Here is a 22526-nt window from a genome sequence, read left to right as displayed (position 1 = left end):
TCTCCTTATATTATAGCTTTTGTGGTTTTATTTCTTCGATTATATAAGACTCAATAATATCGCCTTCTCTAATATCATTAAATCTCTCTATATTTAATCCACATTCGTAACCTGCTGCTACTTCTTTAGCGTCATCTTTGAATCTCTTTAAAGATGCTAAAGTAGATTCAACTATTACTATTCCATCTCTTAATAATCTAATATTAGAGTGTCTAGTTATTTTACCATCTAAAACATAGCATCCAGCAATTGTACCAACGTTAGAAATTTTGTATACCTGTCTTATTTCAGTTCTACCTTGAACAACTTCCTTGTATTCAGGTTCTAATAATCCAACCATTGCAGATCTAACATCTTCTATAGCATCATATATTACTCTATAACACTTAAGATCAACACTTTCTTTATCTGCTAATGCTGCTGCATTATTATCAGGTCTTACATTAAATCCTATTACTATAGCATTTGAAGCAGTAGCTAAACTTATATCAGTTTCTGTTATAGCTCCAACTGCTGAATGTATAACTCTTACCTTAACGCTATCAGTACTTTGCTTCTCTAAAGATTGAGATAATGCTTCTGCTGAACCTTGTACGTCAGCTTTAACAATTATACTTAACTCTTTAACTTTTCCTTCTTGTATTTGACTATATAAGTCTTCTAAAGAAATCTTATGACTCTTTTGGAAGTTATCTTGTCTTATCTTTTCTTTTCTTGCTTCAGCTCTATTTCTTGCTGTCTTTTCGTCCTTAACCATGATGAATCTATCACCTGATTGAGGAACGTCAGATAATCCTAAAATTTCAACTGGAACTGATGGTCCTGCTGATTTAATATTATTTCCTTTATCATCAAACATAGCTCTTATTCTTCCATAAGTAGTTCCTACTATAATAGAATCTCCTATATGAAGAGTACCATTTTGAACTAGTAAAGTAGCTACTGGACCTCTACCTTTATCTAGTTTAGCTTCTACAACTGTACCCTTTGCATTTCTAGCTGAGTTAGCTTTTAATTCTAACATTTCAGCTGTTAATACAACCATTTCTAATAAGGTATCTATATTCTCTTCAGTGTGAGCTGAAACCGGCACACAGATTGTATCTCCGCCCCAATCTTCTGCAATTAAGCCATGCTCTGTTAATTCTTGTTTAACTCTATCTATATTAGCGCCAACTTTGTCTATTTTATTAATAGCAACGATCATTGGAACTCCTGCTGCTTTACAGTGACTTATAGCTTCTTTAGTTTGAGGCATAATACCATCGTCTGCTGCAACTACTAATATAACAATATCAGTTATTTGCGCTCCTCTAGCTCTCATTGATGTGAAAGCTTCATGTCCAGGAGTATCTAAGAATGTTATCTTTTCTCCATTTACAGTTGCTATATACGCACCTATATGTTGAGTGATTCCGCCAGCCTCTGTATCTGTAACTCTTGTTTTCTTAATAACGTCAAGTAAAGAAGTTTTACCATGGTCAACGTGTCCCATTACAGTTACGATAGGAGGTCTCTTTTCTATGTTATCATCAACCTCTTCTATTTCTGTATCTTCTTCTACCTTACCAACTTCTTCTTCTTTTAAGAAGACTTCAACCTCAAACTTATTAGCAACCTTTTCAGCTGTTGCAAAGTCTATCTCTTGGTTTATTCCAGCCATAACACCTGCAAAGATTATCTCTTTAATAACTTCGTTAGCTGGTTTCTTTAATAATTCTGCAAATTCTTTTACAGTTATAGTTTCTTCAATTTCTATCATTCCACCTGGGAAATCTTGATTTTCATTATCCTCTGATTTTTCTCCACCTTTGCCTTTTCTAGGATTCTTCTTTTTCTTGAATCCTTTTTCAGCATTAATGTTTTCAATCTCTTCATAATGTTCAAGTATATCTGATTCATCATCACTTTTTCTTGGTGAGTTTTCTGCATCACTATATAATTCTTTTATTAATTCCGCATCTTCCTCATCAATAACACTCATATGGTTTTTAACTTCAATTCCGAACTCTTCTGCTAGTGTATTGATTAAGTCCTTACTTGATACATCTAACTCTTTTGCTAATTCATAAATTCTTACTTTTACCATTATTTGCACCCCCAAATTAATTATTTGTAGTTCGCCATAAATCTAATAATTTATTACTCATATTCTCATCAGTAATACCTATTATTTTTATTTCTTTGCTACATAGGTAGGCATTTAATTCTTCTTTATCCATATCTCTTATTATCGTTATGTCTCTATCATAACAATATTTTGTAAATTTGTCTTTAGAGTTTTGAGATAAATCTTCAGTCATCATCACCAACTTCATCTTTCCATGTTTAATTGCATCTTCACATTTATTGTATCCGATTAGTACATTTCCTGATTTTCTAGTGATATTTAAAAAATTATAAAACTTATTATTCATCTTTTAATTCTACCCTTAATCTTTCATAAATTTCTTCATCAATTTTATGAGATAGGTTCTTAGCTAATCTGTTGCTTTTTATTGCCTTTTCTAGACATTCATTGCATTTACAAATATAAGCTCCTCTTCCTGGTTTTTTTCCAGTTAAGTCTACACATATTTCATCCTCAGAATTTTTAACAACACGAATCAACTCTTTTTTAGGTTTCATTTCCATGCATCCAATGCACATTCTTTGTGGAATTTTTTTCTGTTTCATAAAAGCCTCACCTCTAAAAACAAATTTTTAAGCTTCTACGTTCTCTTTATCAGCTTGAGATTTACTTTTTATATCAATCTTCCATCCAGTTAATCTCGCAGCTAATCTTACATTTTGTCCTTCTTTACCTATAGCAAGTGATAATTGACTATCATCCACTACTATTTTAGCACATTTGTTTTCTTCATCTACGATTTCTACGTTTAAAACTTTTGCTGGACTTAAAGAGTTACTTATAAACTCTTCTGGAGATTCACTCCATTTTATTATATCTATTTTCTCATTGTTTAGTTCATCTACTATGTTTTGAACCCTTACACCTTTAGGACCTACACAAGCACCCATTGGATCTACATTTTCATCATGAGAAAATACAGCAACTTTACTTCTTGAACCAGCTTCTCTAGAAATATTTTTTATTTCTACAACTCCTGTGAATATTTCAGGAACTTCTAATTCAAATAATCTCTTAACTAAGCCTGGATGAGTTCTTGAAATAACAACTTGAGGTCCCTTAGAGTTTTTCTTTACTTCAACAATATATAACTTTATTCTCTCATTAAAGTTATATGGCTCTGAAGGTATTTGCTCATTTGGCCCTAAGATAGTTTCCATTTTCCCAAGGTTTATGAAAACATTGTCTTTTTCTTTTCTTAAAACTATTCCTGTTATTATATCATGTTGTTTTTCTAAAAACTCATTGTATATTATTTCTTTTTCTGCTTCTTTAATTCTTTGAACTACAACTTGTTTAGCATTTTGAGCAGCTACTCTTCCAAATTCTCTTGGAGTAACTTCAATCTCAACTATATCTCCTTCTTCGTAACGTGGATCTATTTCTTTTGCATCTTCAAGTTCAATTTCTGTTATCTCATCCCAAAGACCATCAATAACTTTCTTTTGAGCATAAACGTGGATTTCTCCTGTTTCTCTATTGATTGTTACTTTTACACTTTGGGCATTATTAGTATATTTTGAGTAGTTTTTCTTATAAGCTGAAACCAAAGCGTCCTCAATAGCCTTAAATAAAAAATCTTCACTTACATTTTTCTCTTTAACTATTTCTTTAAGTGCACCTATAAATTCCTCGTTCATTTTTAAAACTCCCCTTTTAGCTTAATTATTAAAACTTTTTCTCTAGGAACCACTATTTCTCCTTCTTCATTTAAAATAACTAAATTTAATGAATCAAAACTCTTTAGTGTTCCCTCTAATTTCTTTTTACCATTAATTAATGATTTTAATTTTATAGACACAGAGTAATCTATGTATCTTTGTAAATGTTTATCAGTATGTAACTCTCTTTCCATACCTGGTGATGAAATCTCTAAATAATAAAAATCTGGTATAGGATCTTCTATGTCTAATATCTCTCCAACTGCTTTATTTACTTTAACGCAATCATCTAGTTTTATGCCTTCTTCATTGTCTATATATATTCTAAGATAATCTTCTCCGCCTTCTTTTACAAACTCAACGTGATATAATTCATATCCTAAGTTTGTAACTATAGGTTCTACAATCTCTACTACTTTACAAACCAATGCTTCTTTCATTTTTTAAACCTCCTTATAAATATTCTCCTCAAATTTTACAAAATTATTATAGTATAAATTAAAACGCAACCAGAAGCTGCGTTTTAACAAATAGAAAGAGCAGGATTTAACCTACTCTTTCCCCTAACTATTTATACCAATGTTACTTTAACTAAGTTTACCACATATACCTTTACAATTCAAGTAAAATCTTAAAATAGACATAATTGGTTAGTATCAGACATTCCTTTTAAGCATCCATGATGATCTAAAGCTTCAATTACAGTTCTAGAAACCTTGGTTCTAAGTCTTAAATCTTCCTTAGAAATAAATTCTCCATCTTTCCTTGCAAGTTCAATACTATCAGCCGCATTATCACCTACGCCCTCTAAGGCACTTAAAGGCATTCTAATTTTACCATTTTCTATGGTAAATTTAGTTGCAGCCGACTTATATAAATCTACTTCTAAAAAATCTATTCCTCTTAAGCCCATTTCATGACACAATTCCAAAGTTGTAAGCAATCCTTTATCCTTAACACTTATATTGTTCCCTTGATCATATAATTCTTTCATTTTTGCTAAGATAGCATCATTTCCCTTTATTATTAAATCACCATCAAATTCATCAGCTCTAACTGTAAAATATGCTGTATAATAAGCCTCTGGATAATACACCTTGAAATACGCTATTCTAATAGCCATCATTACATAAGCTGCTGCGTGCCCCTTAGGGAACATATATTTAATCTTTTTACAAGATCCTATATACCATTCTGGAACATTATTTTCTCTCATTACCTTTTCATGCTCTTCAGATAATCCCTTTCCTTTTCTTACTTTCTCCATTATAGTAAAGGCTGTTTTAGGTGGTAATCCTTGATAAATAAGATATACCATTATATCATCTCTCGTTGCTATACAATCTTTCAGAGTTGTATAGCCTTCTTTTATATAATATTGGGCATTGTTAAGCCAAACATCAGTACCATGAGAAAGTCCTGATATTCTGACTAAATCCGAGAAAGTTTTAGGCTGAGTATCTATAAGCATTTGTCTTACAAATTTAGTACCAAATTCAGGTATACCATAACAACCAACTTCACATCCAAGCTCCTCTTCTGTAAGTCCAAGTCCCTCTGGAGTAGTAAATATACTTAACACCTTCTCATCACCTAAGGGTACCGTTGTTGGATCAATGCCTGTTAAATCCTTTAACATTCTAAGTACAGTAGGGTCATCATGCCCTAGAATATCTAACTTAAGTAATCTACCACTTATTGAATGATAATCAAAATGCGTAGTAACTATATCTGAATTGGGATCATCTGCCGGATGTTGTATTGGACAAAAATTGAATATTTCATTATCACTTGGCACAACCATTATCCCCCCTGGATGTTGCCCTGAAGTTCTTTTAACTCCAGTGCATCCTATGGTTAATCTTTCAATCTCCGCAGTAGTTGAAACCTTATTTCTTTCATCCAAATATTTTTTTACATATCCATAAGCAGTTTTATCTGCAATTGTACCTATTGTTCCTGCCTTAAAAGTATGCCCATGTCCAAATAGCTCCTCTGTATATTTATGAATATCAGCTTGGTTATCTCCTGAGAAGTTTAAGTCTATATCAGGTTCCTTATCTCCTTCAAAACCTAAGAAAGTTTCGAAGGGAATATCAAAACCATCTCTTATATAGGGTTCTCCACATTTTTCACAATTTTTTTCTGGAAGGTCTACTCCCGCACCAACTGATCCATCTAATATAAATTCACTATGCTTACACTTAGGGCAAACATAATGAGGTGGCAATCCATTTACCTCTGTTATATCACTCATTGTAGCTACTAAAGAGGAACCAACAGATCCTCTCGATCCAACTAAATAACCATCAGATAAAGATTTGGCAACTAGTTTATGTGCAATTAGATATAATACTGCATATCCATTACTTATTATAGAATTAAGCTCCTTATCCAATCTTTTTTGAACAACTTCAGGTAATGGTTCTCCATATATGCTATGAGCTTTTTCCATAGTCATATTCCTTATGTCCTCTTCTGCACCTTCTATTTTAGGTGTAAATGTTTCATCAGGAATAGGTTTTATTTCTTCTACCATATCCGCTATAGCATTAGGGTTAGTTATTACAACTTCCTTTGCTATGTCTTCACCTAAATAACTAAATTCCCTTAGCATTTCTTCAGTTGTTCTATAATATAAGGGCGCTTGATCATCTGCATCATCAAAGCCCTGTCCTGCCATTAATATAGCTCTAAATACAGCATCCTCAGGATCCATAAAATGAACATCTCCTGTGGCTATTACTGGCTTATTATATCTTTTACCTAATTCATATAACTTTTTATTTATTTCTTGTAAATCTTTTTCATCATTTACGGTTCCATTTTTAATCATAAATTGATTATTTCCAATGGGTTGAATTTCAACATAATCATAAAAATCTACTACTGATTCCAACTCATCTAAGGATTTACCGCTTAATAACTCCTTAAATACTTGCCCAGCTTCGCAGGCAGAGCCAATTATAAGTCCTTCCTTATAATAATTTATTCGACTCTTAGGCATTCTAGGTCTTCTTTTAAAGTATTCTAGATTGGCTTCTGAAATCAGCTTATATAAATTTTTAATTCCAACTTGATTTTTAGCTAAAATTATTATGTGGTAAGTAGCTGCATTTTTCACATTAAAGTTTTTAATAAACTCTGCATTTAATTGTCCTATATTTTCTATATTTTTTTCTTTTAATTCTTTAAAACAATGTAATAATATATCCGCAGTTGCTCTAGCATCATCTACTGCTCTATGATGTTGTTCTAAAGTTATACCTAAATGCTTAACTATAGTGCTTAACTTATACCTTTTTAAGTCTGGAAAGATATATTTACACAAAGGTATTGTATCCATAATAGGATTATTAAATTTTAGATTTATTTTATTACAATTCTTTCTTATAAATGATGTATCAAAGGTAGCATTATGTGCTACAACTACAGATTCACCTATAAACTTCATAAATTTAGGCAGAACATTTTCTATAGTTTCTGCATCCTTAACCATATCGTTATTTATCCCTGTTAATTCTATTATATTTAAAGGAATTTTTCTTTCAGGATTTACAAAAACATTGAAGCTATCTATAATTTGGCCATCTTTAACTTTCACAGCCCCAATTTCTATTATCTTATCATTATCGCTAGAAAATCCTGTTGTTTCTATATCAAAAACAACATATTCATCCTCTAAGCTTCTATCTTCTCCTCCAATTGCTATGGTTTCTCCATCGTCAACTAAATATCCCTCAACTCCATAAATGATTTTTACCCCATGCTTCTTCCCTGCACTTTGTGCCTCTGGAAAGGCTTGAGCTACTCCATGATCTGTAATTGCTATTGCTTTATGACCCCATTTACCTGCTCTTTCTATAAGCTTGCTAGCAGGGGTTAAACCATCCATGGAACTCATAGTTGTATGTAAATGTAACTCTACTCTCTTCTCAGAAGATAAATCCATTTTTTCTATCTTTTCCATCTTAACTATATCTGTTGGTTTTAATACCAAGTCTCTAGAATACATATCATATTCCACTTGGCCTTTTATTTTTAAGTGAACGCCATTTTTTATTTCATCTAAAAGATGCTCTCCCTTTTCTCCTTTAATGAAAATCTTTACTGCTATAGAACTTGTATAATCTGTAATAAAGAATGTCATTATTATGTTACCTGTTCTAGTTTCTTTAAGTTCAACCTTAAATACATCTCCCTTTATAGAAACTATACCAATATCAGGCACTATCTCTTTCATTTCAATAGGTTCTTCATTAACACCTCTGCCTAAAATAGCATTTTTGTCTTTAGGTCCATAATTTCTATTTTCTTTATAGCTCCCCTTACTTCCCCCACCGTATTCTTTATTTTTCTTAGGTGCTTCTTTGGGTTTGCTATCCTTAGTAGAAACAATCTTTCCACTTACAACATCCTTTATTATTCCTATATTTTCACTTTCTTTTTCCCTAAAGTACTCTCCAGTGTCTAACTCCTTGCTATATATTAGCTTAACTAAAGGATTTACTCCAAACATGTCTTTAATTGTATGCTTCACAATTCCCTCTATATTCTTACCTTTAAGTATTCTACATACAAACTCATTTCCATAATATATATTAAGATTACCATCACTCAATTCTTTTTTGCAATTTGTAAGACACTCTTTTCCAACAGGTATGCTTTTAGTAACAAAGGATACTATGTCATTCCAATATTTTTCTATTATTTCTTCAAGACTAACTTCACTTATATCCTTCAAGCATACTAATTCAACATTATCTATGTAATATAGCTTATCAACTATTATTTTCTTTATAACTTCCTTTACTTTCTCTTCTATTACAGTAGAAGACTTTATAATGACTCTTAAAATGCTTTCCTTTCTTAAATATTGTATTCGCTTAAAAGTAATATCTTTTATAAGATTGTATTCCTCTTTGCTTATATTTTCAGTAAAAAAGCTATCTAAATCTATCATAATGTACACCTCCCTTAAATAATCTTAAAGAAAGAAAGGCTATGAAATTCACAGCCCTTTTAATTATAGATTTTCTATTTCCTTAATAAGTTCCTCAACTAAATCTTCTTCTTTTACCTTTTTAACAATTTCACCTTTTTTAAAGATTAATCCTTGACCCTTTCCGCCAGCAATGCCTATATCAGCTTCTTTTGCTTCTCCTGGCCCATTAACAATACAGCCCATAACAGCAACTTTTATGTCCTTATCCATATCTTTTAATCTTTCTTCTACTTCTTCTGCTATTTTAATAAGATTAATTTCAGTTCTACCACAAGTAGGGCAAGATACAAATTTTATACCTTCATTTATATGTCCAAGAGATTTTAAGATTTCTCTACCAACCTTAATTTCATCTATAACATCTCCTGTTAAAGATACTCTCAAGGTATCACCTATACCCTCAGCTACTAGTGTACCTATTCCTACAGAGGATTTAATTGTACCCGCAAAAATAGTTCCTGCTTCAGTTACACCTATATGAAGTGGGTAATCAACTTTTTCTGATAAAAGTCTATAACTCTCTATTGTTTGATAAACATCTGAAGATTTTATTGAAATAACTATATCAAAGAATCCTAGTTCTTCTAGTATTTCTACATGTTTCAAAGCACTTTCAACTAGCGCCTCAGAAGTAACTCGCCCATACTTTTCAAGAATTTCCTTTTCAAGAGAACCAGAGTTAACTCCTATTCTTATAGGAATATTTTTTTCTTTACAAGCTTTAACAACAGCTTCTATTCTATCTTTACTACCTATATTTCCTGGATTTATTCTAATTGCCGAAACTCCATTTTCTATAGACTTCAAAGCTAGTTTATAATCAAAATGAATATCTGCAACTACTGGTATACTAACTTTTTTCACTATTTCTTTAATAGCTTCTGCAGCTTCCATATCAGGAACTGCACATCTAACTATATCACATTTAGCTTTTTCTAAGCTAAGAATTTGCTTTACTGTAGCTTCTACATCTCTAGTATCTGTATTAGTCATAGATTGAACTGCTATAGGAGAATCTCCACCTATAGAAATCTTTCCAACCTTAACTTTTCTAGTTGTCTTTCTGTTCATTAACTCAACTCCTAAAACTGAATAGGACTAATTATATCCTTTATGGTAATTAATATCATAAGTCCTATTAAAATAGTAAATCCAATATTATTGATTATTGCTATTTTATTCTCATCTATTTTTCTTCTTAAAATAAATTCAATTAATAGTATTGTAATCCATCCACCATCTAATGCTGGGAAAGGTATTAAGTTAAATATTCCTAATTGCACACTTAAGAAACCTGCAAAGAACATTAGTGGAGCTAATCCTTGTTGTGCCATGTTTACTGATAGTTTAACAATAGAAACTGGACCACCAACATCATCTTTACTTACATCTCCTTGGAATAGCTTACCAAAGAACTTAAAGGTTTCTTTTACCATAGTTTTTGTTTCATTAGCACCATTAGTTATGGCTTGCCATAAATTAGGTTTAACTATAGTAGCATTTATACCTATTGTAAACGCATCATCTTTTTTTTGTGGAGTTATAGATTTAGTTATAAGTTCACCATCTCTTTTAACTTCTAAATCCATACTGCTTCCATCTTGTTCACTCATTACTAATAAGAAGTCACTCCATGTATTAATTTTTCTTCCATCAGCTTTTACAATTTCGTCTCCAACATTAAGTTGTGCAACTTGAGCTGGTGTATTGGCTTCTATCTTGCTAATTTGTGGTATTGCAAAGCCCATCATATATGAGGAAATAGCAAAAAATAAAATTGCCATAATAAAGTTCATAATTGGTCCTGCTGCAATTATAGATATTCTTCTTAGGGGACTTTTATTTGAAAAGGCACTTGGATCTTCTGAATCCTCTGCTTCTCCTTCCATAGCTACAAAGCCACCAATTGGAGCTATTCTTAAAGAATACTCTGTTTTCTTTCCTTTATAACTCCAAACTTTTTTCCCCATTCCCAAAGAAAATTCATTTACTTTAACCCCATTAATTCTAGCCAGTATAAAATGTCCAAATTCATGACCTATTATAAGTAAACTGAACACCACTAAAGCTAAAAGTATGTAGGGTATATAACTTAATATTGTTGACATTGATTTCCCCTCCTTAAAATTTATATTTAAGCATTGTAAGTTTTTATTATATATTCTCTTACCTTTCTATCCAACTCTATTATTTCTTCTAGTGTTGGATTGCTTACATATTCAAAAGTATTCAAGCTATCTTCTATTATATTTTCTATATCTAGATAGCCTATTTTATCTTTCAAAAAAAGTTCCACTGCCATTTCATTAGCCGTATTCATGATTGCAGTACAATTTCCACCCTGTTTTCCTGCTTCATATGCTATTTTTAAACATCTAAAAGTATCCATATCAGGTTTTTCAAAGGTTAAAGTTGATATCTTTGAAAAATCTAAGGGTTTAATTACCTTTTCCTCTCTCTTAGGATAATTAATAGCATATTGTATTGGCAATCTCATATCTGGGTCTGCAAGCTGTGCCATTACACTTCCATCATTATATTCCACCATAGAGTGTATTATGCTTTGAGGATGCACTACAACCTCTATATCATCATAACTAGCATTAAATAGCCAATGTGCTTCTATTACCTCTAATCCCTTATTCATTAAGGTTGATGAGTCAATGGAAATTTTCTGTCCCATATTCCATTTAGGATGCTTTAATGCTTCCTTAGCTTTTATATGCACTAATTCCTCTCTTTTTCTCCCTCTAAATGGTCCACCTGATGCTGTTAAAATTATTCTACTTACCTTTTCCTCTTCATTTCCTCTCAAACATTGAAATATAGCACCATGTTCTGAATCAACTGGAAGTATTTTCACTCCATATTCCTTTGCTGCTTTCATAACAATATCTCCAGCTGCTACTAAAGTCTCTTTATTAGCAAGAGCTATATCCTTTCCTGCCTTTATTGCTTCCATTGTGGGTACAAGTCCTATCATTCCAACAACGGAAGTAATTACCAAATCCACTTCTTTTATTGTTACAATTTTATTTAACCCTTCAATTCCACTATATACTTCAATGTCTAAGGAATTTTCTCTTACATAGTTTTTTATTATTTCAGTAGCCTTTTCACTCATCATAGCTACATACTTAGGAGCAAACTCATTTATTATTGAAATAACTTCCTCATGGCTATTATTAGCTGCTATACTAATTAATTTCACCTCTTCTATATTCTTTCTAATAACATCTAAGCTCTGAGTTCCTATTGACCCAGTTACCCCTAAAATACTTATGTTCTTCACAATATTATCTCCTTTTATGTTATAAATTCTTTTACTGTTATTACATACATAGGTCCAATAAATACACCTAAAATTCCAAATATCTTTATACCTATATATAAGGATATTATAAGAGCTAAGGGATGTAGTTCTAATTTATCACCTATGAATTTTGCCTCCATAATTTGTCTAGTAATAATCAACATAAAATATAAGGCTGTTAATCCAATTACTACTATATAATTGCTATGTAATAACTCACTTAAAATCAATGGTATAAATACTATTATAGTACCTATATAAGGTAATAAATCCAATATACCACAGATTAATCCTAGTAAGATAGCATTATCTACCCCTAAAATCAAAAAACCTATTATTGTTTCTATAGTAAATAATACTACTAGCTTAGCTTCTATAACAAATATGTTTTTTAAATCCATATATTTATTAATAAGTATATCCATATTTTCTTTATAAAATAAGTTATTTAGGAACTTTCTTATATTTTCCTTATCCACCAATATAAAATAAACTATTATATTAGACATAAAATAAATAATTAATCCGTCTGAAGTATACCTTGCCCCTTCCTTTATTAGATTACTATTTATAAGAGAGCTAATAGAAAAATCTTGATTAGGTATGTTGAATGCTTTAAATATTTCATTCAGTCTCCCAACAATATCCATAAAAGAATCTTTAATGTTATTTATTTTATCTCCATAATTGCAAATAATACAGTTACCTAAATTATAAATAATAAATATAACAGTAAAATTAATAAACAGTATACTTATTATAGAAGCTATTTTATCATTAAATTGAAATTTTCTATGCAATACATTATATATGGGATTACAAACAAATATCAATAGTATTATAGCAAAAGCTGGTGTAAAATATCTTTTAAGAAAAAAAGTGCATCCTATAAAAATGCATAAAATAAATAGACTCTTTATAATTTTATCATATTTTTCTATAACATTCACATCTCCATAATAATTATTATATTTAATTATATTAAGAACACATTTAATATATTAGTATTTAATTCAATGAGGATATATTTTCTTTAACTAGACTTATAAAAGCATAAAGGATTACATTTAAAGTTTAAATGTAATCCTTTATAAGATTATAATTTTATAATAAATGTTACATAATAAAAAAACACTACTGATACCATTAAAATACTATCAAATCTATCTAAAATACCACCATGTCCTGGAATTAGGTTACTATAATCCTTAACTCCAACATATCTTTTTATAGAAGATGCTATTAAATCTCCAACAGTACCAAATATACTTCCTAAGAGACCCATTATAATATAATGATACACTTCTATATTAACACCATATTTACTTATTATAATTCCATATATAGCTGCTGCTATCATAGCAAAACATATTCCACCTATAAAACCTTCAACAGATTTTTTAGGACTTACTATAGGAGAAAGCTTATGTTTACCAAATGTCTTACCACAGTAATAAGCTGCACTATCTGCAACCCAAGAAACAATAAAAATAAACCATATTAAATAATTGCCATATTCCTTTTGTTCTAGTAATACAATAAAGCTAAACGCCATAGCAATATATATGAATCCCATAACAGTAATACCTGCATCTATAAAATTATATTTATTGTTAAATACAGGAATACACATAGAAATAAAGGTTAATGCAATTACTAAATACATTAAATTATTTCCACTGTACATATACTCTAAAAAAACAAAGTAAATAACACAAGCTAAATATCCTAAGGGATAAAAACAGTTAATTCCTTTACTTTTTACAACCTTATAAAATTCATACATACCCATTAAAGATACTAATCCTAGTAAAACCTTTAAATATACGCCACCTATAAATAAAAATATAAGAAATGGTGCCAAAATTGCAGCTCCAACATATCGTTTATCCATAAATAAACCACCTCTATTTTACTCCGCCAAATCTTCTTTCCCTATTTTGATAATCATATATTGCTTTTCTCAAAGTATCTTTCTTAAAATCTGGCCAATTTATATCAGTAAACCAGAACTCTGAATAAGTAGATTGCCATGGTAAGAAATTACTTAATCTTTGCTCACCACTTGTTCTTATTATTATATCAGGGTCCGGCATTCCCGCAGTATATAAATATTGTTCAAAAATCTCTTTATCTATTTCCTCTTCTTTTACCTTTCCACTTTCTACATCCTTATATAGCTTCTTTACTGCATGAATAATTTCATCTCTTCCACCATAATTTAATGCAATATTAAAAACTAACCCTGTGTTATCCTTAGTTTTTTCCTTGGCATCCTCTATTTCTTTTACACAAAGTTCTGGTAAAGCAGATAAATCTCCTAAAGTTTTTATTACTACTTTTTCTTTATGTATTTCATTTAACTCTTTTCTTAAATACTGAACAAGCAAACTCATTAAAGTATTTACTTCATCTTTAGGTCTCTTCCAATTCTCAGATGAAAAAGCATATATAGTCAAATATTTTACACCTAGATCATTACATTCAACTAATACCTCTCTTATAGTCTCTACACCAGCCTTGTGACCTGCACTTCTTGGCAGTCCCTTAGCCTTAGCCCACCTTCCATTTCCGTCCATTATAATACCTATGTGCTTAGGTATACTATCCATATTTAAAGTTATTTCTTCACTCTTATCAGATGTAAAGAAATTTAAAAACTTTGCCATGTTTTTCTCTCCATTCTTCTCTATTTCAGTTTACACAAAGTGAATATACCTATAATATATATTTTACTAATAAATTTAAAATACATTCACTATTACCTGTATAAGCTTAAAATTATTATAATTTCTTTAATCATTGTACCATAAGATATTATAATATTTCAAAAGTATAAAGTATTATTTAATAAGAAAACCCGCAAAAGCAGGTTTTCTAGGTATTAAGACTATATTGTCATAACTTCTTTTTCTTTTTCTTCTACTAATTTTTCTATTTCTTTAACAAATCCATCTGTCTCTTTTTGAATTTTTTCTTCTGCAATTTTTACTTCATCTTCTGTTATATCATTATTCTTTTTTAAAGCTTTTATTTTATCATTAGCATCACGTCTAATAGATCTTATAGCAACTTTAGAATCTTCTCCAGCCTTTTTGATATTTTTCACTAAATTTTTTCTTGTTTCTTCTGTTAACTCTGGTATTAATAATCTTATAACAGAACCATCATTAGAAGGATTTAATCCTAAATCTGATTTTAAAATAGCTCTTTCAATTTCTTTTAATGATGTTTTATCGTAAGGTTGAATTAATAAAATCCTTGCTTCTGGCACTGAAATATTTGCAAGCTGAGATAATGGAGTTAAGCTTCCGTAATATTCAGCTTCTATTTTGTCTAGCATTTTTGGATTTGCTCTTCCAGCCTTCATAGATCCTAATTCTTGTACTAAAACAGAAATTGTTTTATTCATTTTTTCCGAAATTGAGTTATAAAGTTCTTTTAACATTCTTAACTTCCCCCTGTATTATTTTTTAACTAAAGTCCCAATTTTTTCTCCGCCAATGGCTCTAATAATATTCTCTGGTTTATCTAGACCAAATACTAAAATAGGAATATTATTATCCATGCAAAGTGAAGTAGCAGTTGAGTCCATTACCTGTAAACCTTTTTCTAATACTTCTATATATTTTAATTCGTCAAATTTAACAGCATCCTCATATTTATATGGATCTTTGTCATAAACTCCATCAACTTTTTTAGCAAGTAAAATTACATCTGCCTCTATTTCAGCTGCTCTTAAAGCTGCTGTTGTATCAGTTGAGAAATAAGGATTACCTGTACCTGCTGCAAATATTACAACTCTTCCTTTTTCAAGATGTCTCATAGCTCTTCTTCTTATATATGGCTCAGCTACTTCTTTCATCTCTATAGCAGTTTGAACTCTTGTCTGAACACCTATTCCTTCTAAAGAGTCCTGTAACGCTAAAGCATTTATACATGTAGCCATCATCCCCATATAGTCAGCAGTAGTTCTGTCCATATCTTCACCATTTCTGCCTCTCCATATGTTTCCACCACCAACTACTACTCCACATTCAACACCCATTTCAACTAAAACTTTAATTTGAGCTGCTATTTCTTGTGCTATAGCAAAATCTATTCCGTAACCCTTTTCTCCTGCTAATGCTTCTCCTGATAATTTTAACATTACTCTTTTATATTTGGCTGTTTCCATGTTATTATTATACCTCCGACTGTATAAAATTAGTATTATATCTTAAAAAAAGAGAACACAAAGTGTTCTCTTTTATATTATTTTGAATTCATTTGCTTAGCAACTTCTTCAGCAAAGTTTTCTTCTTTCTTCTCGATACCTTCGCCTCTTTCAAATCTTACGAATTTAGCAACAGTTACTTTAGCAGCACCTATTTTCTTAGCTTCTTCATTTAAGAATTGAGTTATAGTTAAATCAGGATTTTTAACCCATTGTTGATCTACAAGACAGTTCTCTTTATAGTATTTGTTGATTCTTCCAACAACCATTTTCTCAACGATGTTTTCTGGTTTTCCTTCATTTATAGCTTGAACTCTGAAAATTTCTTTTTCTTTTTCTAAGCTCTCATGATCTACTGCATCTTTATTTAAGAATAAAGGATTAACAGCAGCTACATGCATAGCTACGTCTTTAGCAGCTTCGATTAAAGATGCCTCAGATTTATCACTTTCAAGTTCAACTAATACACCGATTCTTCCACCACCGTGAACATATCCGTTGATAACTCCATTTTCTACTGTAAATCTTTCAAATCTTCTTACTGACATGTTTTCACCTAATTTAGCGATTAAAGCTGTTCTAGCTTCTTCAACAGTCATATTTTCATTAAATTTTGCAGCTAATAATTCTTCTACATTTGAAACATTTGTAGTAGCAGCTAATTCAGCAATTCTATCAACAAAAGCGATGAATTCTTCGTTAGCAGCAACGAAATCTGTTTCACAGTTAACTTCTACAACTGAAGCCACTTTTCCATCTTCAGTAACAAAAGTCTTAACTAAACCTTCTGCAGCAACTCTGCCTGCTTTTTTAGCAGCAGCAGCTAAACCTTTCTTTCTTAGGTATTCTACTGCTTCTTCCATATTTCCGTTTGTTTCAGTAAGAGCTTTCTTACACTCCATCATACCAGCGCCAGTTATTTCTCTTAACTCTTTTACCATTTTTGCACTTATCATAATAGTAATGCCTCCTATTTTAATCTTTCTTTTTGCCTATATAAATAGGATTATTCAGCTAATTGCTCACCTTGTCTTGCTTCAATGATTCCGTCTGTCATTTTAGCTGTGATTAATTTTACAGCTCTGATAGCGTCATCGTTACCTGGAATTACAAAATCAACTACATCTGGGTCACAGTTAGTATCAACTATAGCTACAACTGGAATTCCTAATATTTTAGCTTCTGATATAGCATTCTTTTCTTTTCTTGGATCTACTACGAATAAAGCACCGATTTTAGAAACGTCCATGTTTCTGATTCCGCCTAAGTTTTTCTCTAACTTTTCATGTTCGTTTCTTAAGTTAGTAACTTCTTTCTTAGGAAGAACTTCAAATATTCCGTCCTTCTCCATGTTTTCGATCTCTTCCATTCTTGCTATTCTCTTTTGGATAGTAGTAAAGTTAGTTAACATACCACCTAACCATCTATTTTTAACGTAGTGCATTCCACCTCTAACAGCTTCTGAAGCTATAGCTTCTTGAGCTTGCTTTTTAGTACCTACGAATAAGATATCTTTTCCTTCTTCTGATACTGATTTAATGAAATCGTAAGCTTCATCAACTTTTTTAACTGTTTTTTGTAAGTCAATGATGTATATACCATTTCTCTCTGTGAATATGTATGGAGCCATTTTAGGGTTCCATCTTCTTGTTTGATGTCCAAAGTGAACACCTGCTTCTAATAATTGTTTCATGCTTATAACTGCCATTTAATTTTCCCTCCTATGGTTTTACCTCCATTATCCTCATCTTTCTTAAAGACTCATAGATAAATTTCTAAGAGCACCCTCTAAGAAATTCAGATAATGTGTGTATTTTCTTACCTTATGTAGTATATCATAAGGTTTTAGCGTATTCAACATAAAATTTGTATTTCTACATTATTTTATTTTAAAAAAATAAAACAGGATAATCCTGTTTTACTTTCTTATTTATATAATTATCTTAATAACTTATTTTTATACATTAATTAGAATCTTATAAACTATTTAATTTTTTCTAATTCATCTAATAGTTTATCATTTAAAATTCTAATGTGAGTGCCTTTCATTCCTAAAGATCTAGATTCAATTACTCCAGCACTCTCGAATTTTCTTAATGCATTTACTATTACAGATCTAGTTATACCAACTTTATCTGCAATCTTAGATGCAACTAATAATCCTTCATTACCGTCTAATTCATTAAATATATGCTCAACAGCTTCAAGTTCAGAATAAGATAAAGTTCCTATTGCTAATTGAACTATAGCTTTCTTTCTAGCTTCTTCTTCAATTTCTTCATTTTTAGACCTTAATATTTCAAGTCCTACAATTGTAGCACTATGCTCAGCTAACACTAAATCCTCTTCAGTGAAAAGAGTATTAAATCTTGCTAATAATAAAGTACCTAATCTCTCTCTGTTTCCAACTATAGGAACTATTGTTGTTATTTTATTATCCATATCACAACTTGTTCCTTCTTCAAATACGCAGAATCCAGTGTTAGTTAAATTCGCCTTAGTTTCCTCAGCATTTAATAACTTATTGTTATAATGATCTGGGAATCTCATTTCTTTTATAACATGATCTCTAACCATCTCACATTCAAAGCCTGCTGATAAATCATATCCTAAAACCTTACCTTTTCTACTTATTATGTACACATTACAACTTAGTACTTCACTTAATAATGTACATATATCTGAAAATGCTACTGGATCATTTCCTGTCTTTTGTAGTATTTTGTTTAACATTCTTGTTTTTTCTAATAACGACATTTCATTTCCTCCCTTTTTTTCTCTTAAATTACACTTTATAAATTAACATAACATAAAATTAACACTTTAATAACCATACACTTTTTTAATCTGCTCATATTTTTTAAATTTATTTATAATACTATATAATGATAGCATAATAGAAACTTAATTTCAAGCACACTTTACTTTTTTCGACATTTTTTAAACACTTTCGACTAATTCTACTTTAGTTTTTGTCTTTTTCTACTTCTTCTAGCTTTTCTTTATAATTACATTCACTATTTGGACACTGTAACCAGTCACCTTTGGTTTTTGTGGATTTTTTTACAAGTAAAGTTTCACAGTTAGGGCATTTTTTATTAACTGGTTCTTGCCAACTAACATAATCACAATTAGGATAATTAGAACATCCATAAAATTGTCTTCCCTTTTTGCTTTTTCTTACTAATATTTTTCCACCACACTTAGGACACTCAACATCCAACTCTTTTACAATAGGTTTTGTATTCTCACACTCTGGATATCCAGGACATGCTAAAAAGTCTCCAAACCTACCTCTTTTTATAACCATCATCCTTCCACATTTATCGCATGGAACATCTGATACCTCATCTTCTATAGTAATCTTAGCAATTTCCTTCTCTGCTATCTCTATTGCTTCCTTTAAAGGTTCAAAGAATTCTCCTACTACGCTTTCCCACTGAATTTCTCCAAGTTCAATTCTATCTAATTTACGCTCCATTTCAGCAGTAAATTCAATATCAACTATCTGCTTAAAATAATGAGAAACTATATCATTTACTATATTACCAAGTTCCGTAGGTTGTAATATTTTTTTATCTCTCTCAATATATTGTCTACTTAATAAAGTAGAAATAGTTGGTGCATAAGTACTCGGTCTTCCTATACCATTTTCCTCTAAAGTTTTAACTAAAGATGCCTCTGAAAATTTTGCTGGTGGTTGAGTAAAATGTTGCTTACCTTCTATTCCTAAACTTGAAAGTTTATCACCTTCAGATAAGTTAGGTAATTTTTGATCCTTTTCCTCTTCATTATTATATATTTTTTTAAAGCCTTCAAATATCGTTGTAGTTCCTGTAGCTCTTAATACATAATCCGAGTTCTTAACATCTATGCTAGTAGCATCATAAATACAATTGGCCATTTGACTAGCTACAAATCTTTCCCAAATCAATTTGTATAGTTTATATTGATCACTTTTTAAATCCGCCTTAGCTTTTTCAGGTGTTATTTCAATATATGTAGGTCTTATAGCTTCATGAGCATCTTGACTATTTTTCTTTGTACTGAAATTCCTAAAGCTCTCCGGAACATACTTTTCTCCATAGGAATTAGTTATAAATTCCTTAGCTGAGTTTTGAGCTTCATCAGATACTCTAACAGAGTCTGTTCTCATGTACGTAATTAAACCAACGCTTCCATATCCCTTTACTTCTATACCTTCATATAATTGCTGAGCAACAGACATTGTCTTTTTAGTTGTATAATTTAACTTTTTATATGCATCCTGTTGCAAAGTACTAGTTGTAAAAGGTGCTAAAGGAGATTTTGACTTATTAGATTTTTTAATTTTTTGAATTATAAATTCTCCTTCTTGCAAATCTTTTTCAATTGCATAGGCCGTATCAGAATTATTAATAACAGGCTTTTCATTCTTTACTGATACTAATTTCACTTGTAGCTCTTTTTTCTCATGTTCTGATTTTAATTTACCCTCTATAGTCCAATATTCTTCCGGTATAAAATCATTAATTAATTTCTCTCTATCACAAAGCATCTTTAATGCAACAGATTGTACTCTACCTGCACTTAATCCCCACTTTATTTTCTTCCATAAAATTGGGCTTATTTCATATCCAACTAATCTGTCTAATACTCTCCTTGCTTGTTGAGCATTAACTAAACTCTCATTTATTTTTCTTGGATTCTTTATGGCATTTTTTACTGCTGTTTTAGTAATCTCATTAAATTCAATTCTACATTTTTCAGTTTCATCTAGTTTCAATGCCTTAGCTAGATGCCAAGATATAGCTTCTCCTTCTCTATCAGGGTCCGTTGCAAGATATATCTTATCGCATTTTTTTGCATTTTTTCTTAGAATATCAAGAACTTCTCCTTTACCCCTAATTGTAATATACTTAGGAGTATAGTTATTTTCTATATCAACACCTAATTGACTTTTAGGTAGATCCCTTACATGTCCCATAGTCGCTTCAACTACATAATTTGGTCCTAAATATTTTTTTATTGTTTTCACCTTAGTAGGAGACTCAACTATAACTAATTTTTGTCCCATATTCTCCCTCCAATAAGTTGCTTAACTATATATTATTTAACTTTCAATAAAATTTAAAGCTTTACATAAAAGTTCATATCTATACACTTAACTCCAAAATTAATCTGCATTTCAAATAATAACTCATATAAATGCTTTATGTCAATATTAGTTAGTTTTACTATTTCATTAATATGTATAGGTCTATCGCTTAATACTTCTAGTATTCTGCTTATATTTTCATCTATATTTTTTTCTTTTCTTATTACTTTATTATTATTTCTTTTAATATTATATATTCCTATTAAAAATAATAAATCTTCTAAATCAGTATAAGGTATTGCTCCATCCTTAATTAATTTATTGGTCCCAAGACTTAATTTCGAGAATATAGACCCAGGAACAGCAACAACTTCCTTTCCTTGTTCCGCCGCTACTCTAGCTGTAATTAAGGAACCACTTTTTATATTAGCTTCTACAACTATAACTAAATCACTAAGTCCACTTATAATTCTATTTCTTTGCGGAAAATTTCTACTTAATGGTGGAGTGCCAGGAAGAAACTCACTCACTATACATCCATTCTCTATTATCTTATCATAAATTTTACTGTTACTCTTAGGATAAACTACATCTACACCACATCCCAATACTCCACAAGTAAATTTATTATTTTTCAAAGCAACTTCATGACATATTGTATCGATTCCCTTAGCAAGACCACTTACCATTATAACATCATAATTACTTAATTCTTCACTTATACTTTCTGCAACTTCCCTTCCATAAACAGTACACTCTCTAGAACCTACAAGAGATACAGACTTTTCATACTCTAATTTACTTATATCTCCTCTGTAAAATAAAATATATGGAGCACTATCTATTGTTTTTAATCTACTTGGGTAACTTTTACTTTTTATAGTTACGTACTTAATATTTTTTTCATACATTATCTCTTTTAACTTTTTTATTTTATCTTCTTCCAAAGCTTCTTTCAATGCAAGCTTAATTTTATTATTTTTAAATTTGTGATAATTTTCTGAAAACCCCTTGAATAACTCCTCTGTACTCTCAGAGATCTCCAGTAATTCTAGCTTGGTTTTATTAGAAATTTGAGCTAATGCTAGCCATAGATCTTCATCTTTCAATTTTTACTCTCCTA

The 22526-nt window shown here is 30.5% G+C and carries 19 protein-coding genes; all 19 read right to left on the bottom strand.

The window, feature by feature from the left end; translation table 11 throughout:
• Positions 1-10: 10 nt before the first annotated feature.
• Positions 11-2089, bottom strand: a complete 2079-nt coding sequence (gene infB, locus BUA48_RS01680) for a translation initiation factor IF-2 (RefSeq protein ID WP_072829437.1) — start codon at positions 2087-2089, stop codon at positions 11-13.
• Between the two features lie 16 nt (positions 2090-2105).
• Positions 2106-2417: a ribosomal L7Ae/L30e/S12e/Gadd45 family protein gene (locus BUA48_RS01675; protein WP_072829435.1), complete on the bottom strand. Its 312-nt coding sequence runs from the start codon at positions 2415-2417 to the stop codon at positions 2106-2108.
• The gene (gene rnpM / locus BUA48_RS01670; protein ID WP_072829433.1) at positions 2410-2676 is read right to left on the bottom strand and encodes an RNase P modulator RnpM; all 267 of its coding nucleotides are present in this window, start codon (positions 2674-2676) and stop codon (positions 2410-2412) included. The genes BUA48_RS01675 and rnpM overlap by 8 nt, the downstream gene beginning before the upstream one ends.
• Before the next feature lie 27 nt (positions 2677-2703).
• Complete coding sequence (nusA, locus tag BUA48_RS01665) at positions 2704-3771, bottom strand: transcription termination factor NusA (RefSeq protein ID WP_072829431.1); 1068 nt, start codon at positions 3769-3771, stop codon at positions 2704-2706.
• A 2-nt stretch (positions 3772-3773) separates the two neighbouring features.
• Positions 3774-4232: a ribosome maturation factor RimP gene (rimP, locus tag BUA48_RS01660; RefSeq protein ID WP_072829429.1), complete on the bottom strand. Its 459-nt coding sequence runs from the start codon at positions 4230-4232 to the stop codon at positions 3774-3776.
• A gap of 191 nt (positions 4233-4423) precedes the next feature.
• Positions 4424-8755: a PolC-type DNA polymerase III gene (locus BUA48_RS01655; RefSeq protein ID WP_072829427.1), complete on the bottom strand. Its 4332-nt coding sequence runs from the start codon at positions 8753-8755 to the stop codon at positions 4424-4426.
• Positions 8756-8818: 63 nt separating this feature from the next.
• Entirely contained in the window at positions 8819-9868 is a 1050-nt protein-coding gene (gene ispG / locus BUA48_RS01650) for a flavodoxin-dependent (E)-4-hydroxy-3-methylbut-2-enyl-diphosphate synthase (RefSeq protein ID WP_072829425.1), read from the bottom strand.
• An 11-nt stretch (positions 9869-9879) separates the two neighbouring features.
• Positions 9880-10905 carry an RIP metalloprotease RseP gene (rseP, locus tag BUA48_RS01645; RefSeq protein WP_072829423.1) on the bottom strand — a complete coding sequence of 342 codons (1026 nt, stop codon included), beginning with the start codon at positions 10903-10905 and terminating at the stop codon, positions 9880-9882.
• Between the two features lie 26 nt (positions 10906-10931).
• On the bottom strand, positions 10932-12089 hold the full coding sequence (gene dxr / locus BUA48_RS01640) for a 1-deoxy-D-xylulose-5-phosphate reductoisomerase (RefSeq protein ID WP_072829421.1): 1158 nt from the start codon (positions 12087-12089) through the stop codon (positions 10932-10934).
• Between the two features lie 14 nt (positions 12090-12103).
• Complete coding sequence (locus BUA48_RS01635) at positions 12104-13060, bottom strand: AI-2E family transporter (protein WP_178138931.1); 957 nt, start codon at positions 13058-13060, stop codon at positions 12104-12106.
• 146 nt (positions 13061-13206) lie between these two features.
• Positions 13207-14004 carry a phosphatidate cytidylyltransferase gene (locus BUA48_RS01630; protein ID WP_072829419.1) on the bottom strand — a complete coding sequence of 266 codons (798 nt, stop codon included), beginning with the start codon at positions 14002-14004 and terminating at the stop codon, positions 13207-13209.
• A gap of 13 nt (positions 14005-14017) precedes the next feature.
• Positions 14018-14779 (bottom strand): isoprenyl transferase, encoded by a 762-nt coding sequence (locus BUA48_RS01625; protein ID WP_072829417.1) that lies wholly within the window; start codon positions 14777-14779, stop codon positions 14018-14020.
• A gap of 221 nt (positions 14780-15000) precedes the next feature.
• Positions 15001-15558 (bottom strand): ribosome recycling factor, encoded by a 558-nt coding sequence (gene frr, locus BUA48_RS01620; RefSeq protein ID WP_072829415.1) that lies wholly within the window; start codon positions 15556-15558, stop codon positions 15001-15003.
• Positions 15559-15576: 18 nt separating this feature from the next.
• Positions 15577-16287, bottom strand: coding sequence for a UMP kinase (gene pyrH, locus BUA48_RS01615; protein WP_072829413.1), 711 nt, complete (start codon positions 16285-16287; stop codon positions 15577-15579).
• A gap of 77 nt (positions 16288-16364) precedes the next feature.
• Entirely contained in the window at positions 16365-17282 is a 918-nt protein-coding gene (gene tsf / locus BUA48_RS01610) for a translation elongation factor Ts (RefSeq protein WP_072829411.1), read from the bottom strand.
• Positions 17283-17332: 50 nt separating this feature from the next.
• Positions 17333-18034 (bottom strand): 30S ribosomal protein S2, encoded by a 702-nt coding sequence (gene rpsB / locus BUA48_RS01605; protein ID WP_072829409.1) that lies wholly within the window; start codon positions 18032-18034, stop codon positions 17333-17335.
• 275 nt (positions 18035-18309) lie between these two features.
• The gene (gene codY / locus BUA48_RS01600) at positions 18310-19083 is read right to left on the bottom strand and encodes a GTP-sensing pleiotropic transcriptional regulator CodY (protein WP_072829407.1); all 774 of its coding nucleotides are present in this window, start codon (positions 19081-19083) and stop codon (positions 18310-18312) included.
• Between the two features lie 208 nt (positions 19084-19291).
• Entirely contained in the window at positions 19292-21382 is a 2091-nt protein-coding gene (gene topA / locus BUA48_RS01595) for a type I DNA topoisomerase (protein ID WP_072829405.1), read from the bottom strand.
• Between the two features lie 53 nt (positions 21383-21435).
• Positions 21436-22512: a DNA-processing protein DprA gene (gene dprA, locus BUA48_RS01590; RefSeq protein ID WP_072829403.1), complete on the bottom strand. Its 1077-nt coding sequence runs from the start codon at positions 22510-22512 to the stop codon at positions 21436-21438.
• Positions 22513-22526 lie beyond the last annotated feature (14 nt).

This window comes from Clostridium collagenovorans DSM 3089 (assembly GCF_900130005.1).
In the GTDB taxonomy this organism is placed as follows: Bacteria; Bacillota; Clostridia; order Clostridiales; family Clostridiaceae; genus Clostridium_D; species Clostridium_D collagenovorans.
The sequence above is the reverse complement of the archived record's forward strand: the minus strand, read 5'-3'. Positions and strand labels throughout refer to the sequence as shown.

Excerpts from the sequence above, each read along its gene's own strand:
- infB (WP_072829437.1), bottom strand. The coding sequence starts at position 2,089 with ATGGTAAAAGTAAGAATTTATGAATTAGCAAAAGAGTTAGATGTATCA.
- BUA48_RS01655 (WP_072829427.1), bottom strand. The coding sequence starts at position 8,755 with ATGATAGATTTAGATAGCTTTTTTACTGAAAATATAAGCAAAGAGGAA.
- pyrH (WP_072829413.1), bottom strand. The coding sequence starts at position 16,287 with ATGGAAACAGCCAAATATAAAAGAGTAATGTTAAAATTATCAGGAGAA.
- rnpM (WP_072829433.1), bottom strand. The coding sequence starts at position 2,676 with ATGAAACAGAAAAAAATTCCACAAAGAATGTGCATTGGATGCATGGAA.
- frr (WP_072829415.1), bottom strand. The coding sequence starts at position 15,558 with ATGTTAAAAGAACTTTATAACTCAATTTCGGAAAAAATGAATAAAACA.
- rimP (WP_072829429.1), bottom strand. The coding sequence starts at position 4,232 with ATGAAAGAAGCATTGGTTTGTAAAGTAGTAGAGATTGTAGAACCTATA.
- BUA48_RS01625 (WP_072829417.1), bottom strand. The coding sequence starts at position 14,779 with ATGGCAAAGTTTTTAAATTTCTTTACATCTGATAAGAGTGAAGAAATA.
- rseP (WP_072829423.1), bottom strand. The coding sequence starts at position 10,905 with ATGTCAACAATATTAAGTTATATACCCTACATACTTTTAGCTTTAGTG.
- nusA (WP_072829431.1), bottom strand. The coding sequence starts at position 3,771 with ATGAACGAGGAATTTATAGGTGCACTTAAAGAAATAGTTAAAGAGAAA.
- tsf (WP_072829411.1), bottom strand. The coding sequence starts at position 17,282 with ATGATAAGTGCAAAAATGGTAAAAGAGTTAAGAGAAATAACTGGCGCT.
- rpsB (WP_072829409.1), bottom strand. The coding sequence starts at position 18,034 with ATGGCAGTTATAAGCATGAAACAATTATTAGAAGCAGGTGTTCACTTT.
- codY (WP_072829407.1), bottom strand. The coding sequence starts at position 19,083 with ATGTCGTTATTAGAAAAAACAAGAATGTTAAACAAAATACTACAAAAG.
- topA (WP_072829405.1), bottom strand. The coding sequence starts at position 21,382 with ATGGGACAAAAATTAGTTATAGTTGAGTCTCCTACTAAGGTGAAAACA.
- ispG (WP_072829425.1), bottom strand. The coding sequence starts at position 9,868 with ATGAACAGAAAGACAACTAGAAAAGTTAAGGTTGGAAAGATTTCTATA.
- BUA48_RS01630 (WP_072829419.1), bottom strand. The coding sequence starts at position 14,004 with ATGGATAAACGATATGTTGGAGCTGCAATTTTGGCACCATTTCTTATA.
- BUA48_RS01675 (WP_072829435.1), bottom strand. The coding sequence starts at position 2,417 with ATGAATAATAAGTTTTATAATTTTTTAAATATCACTAGAAAATCAGGA.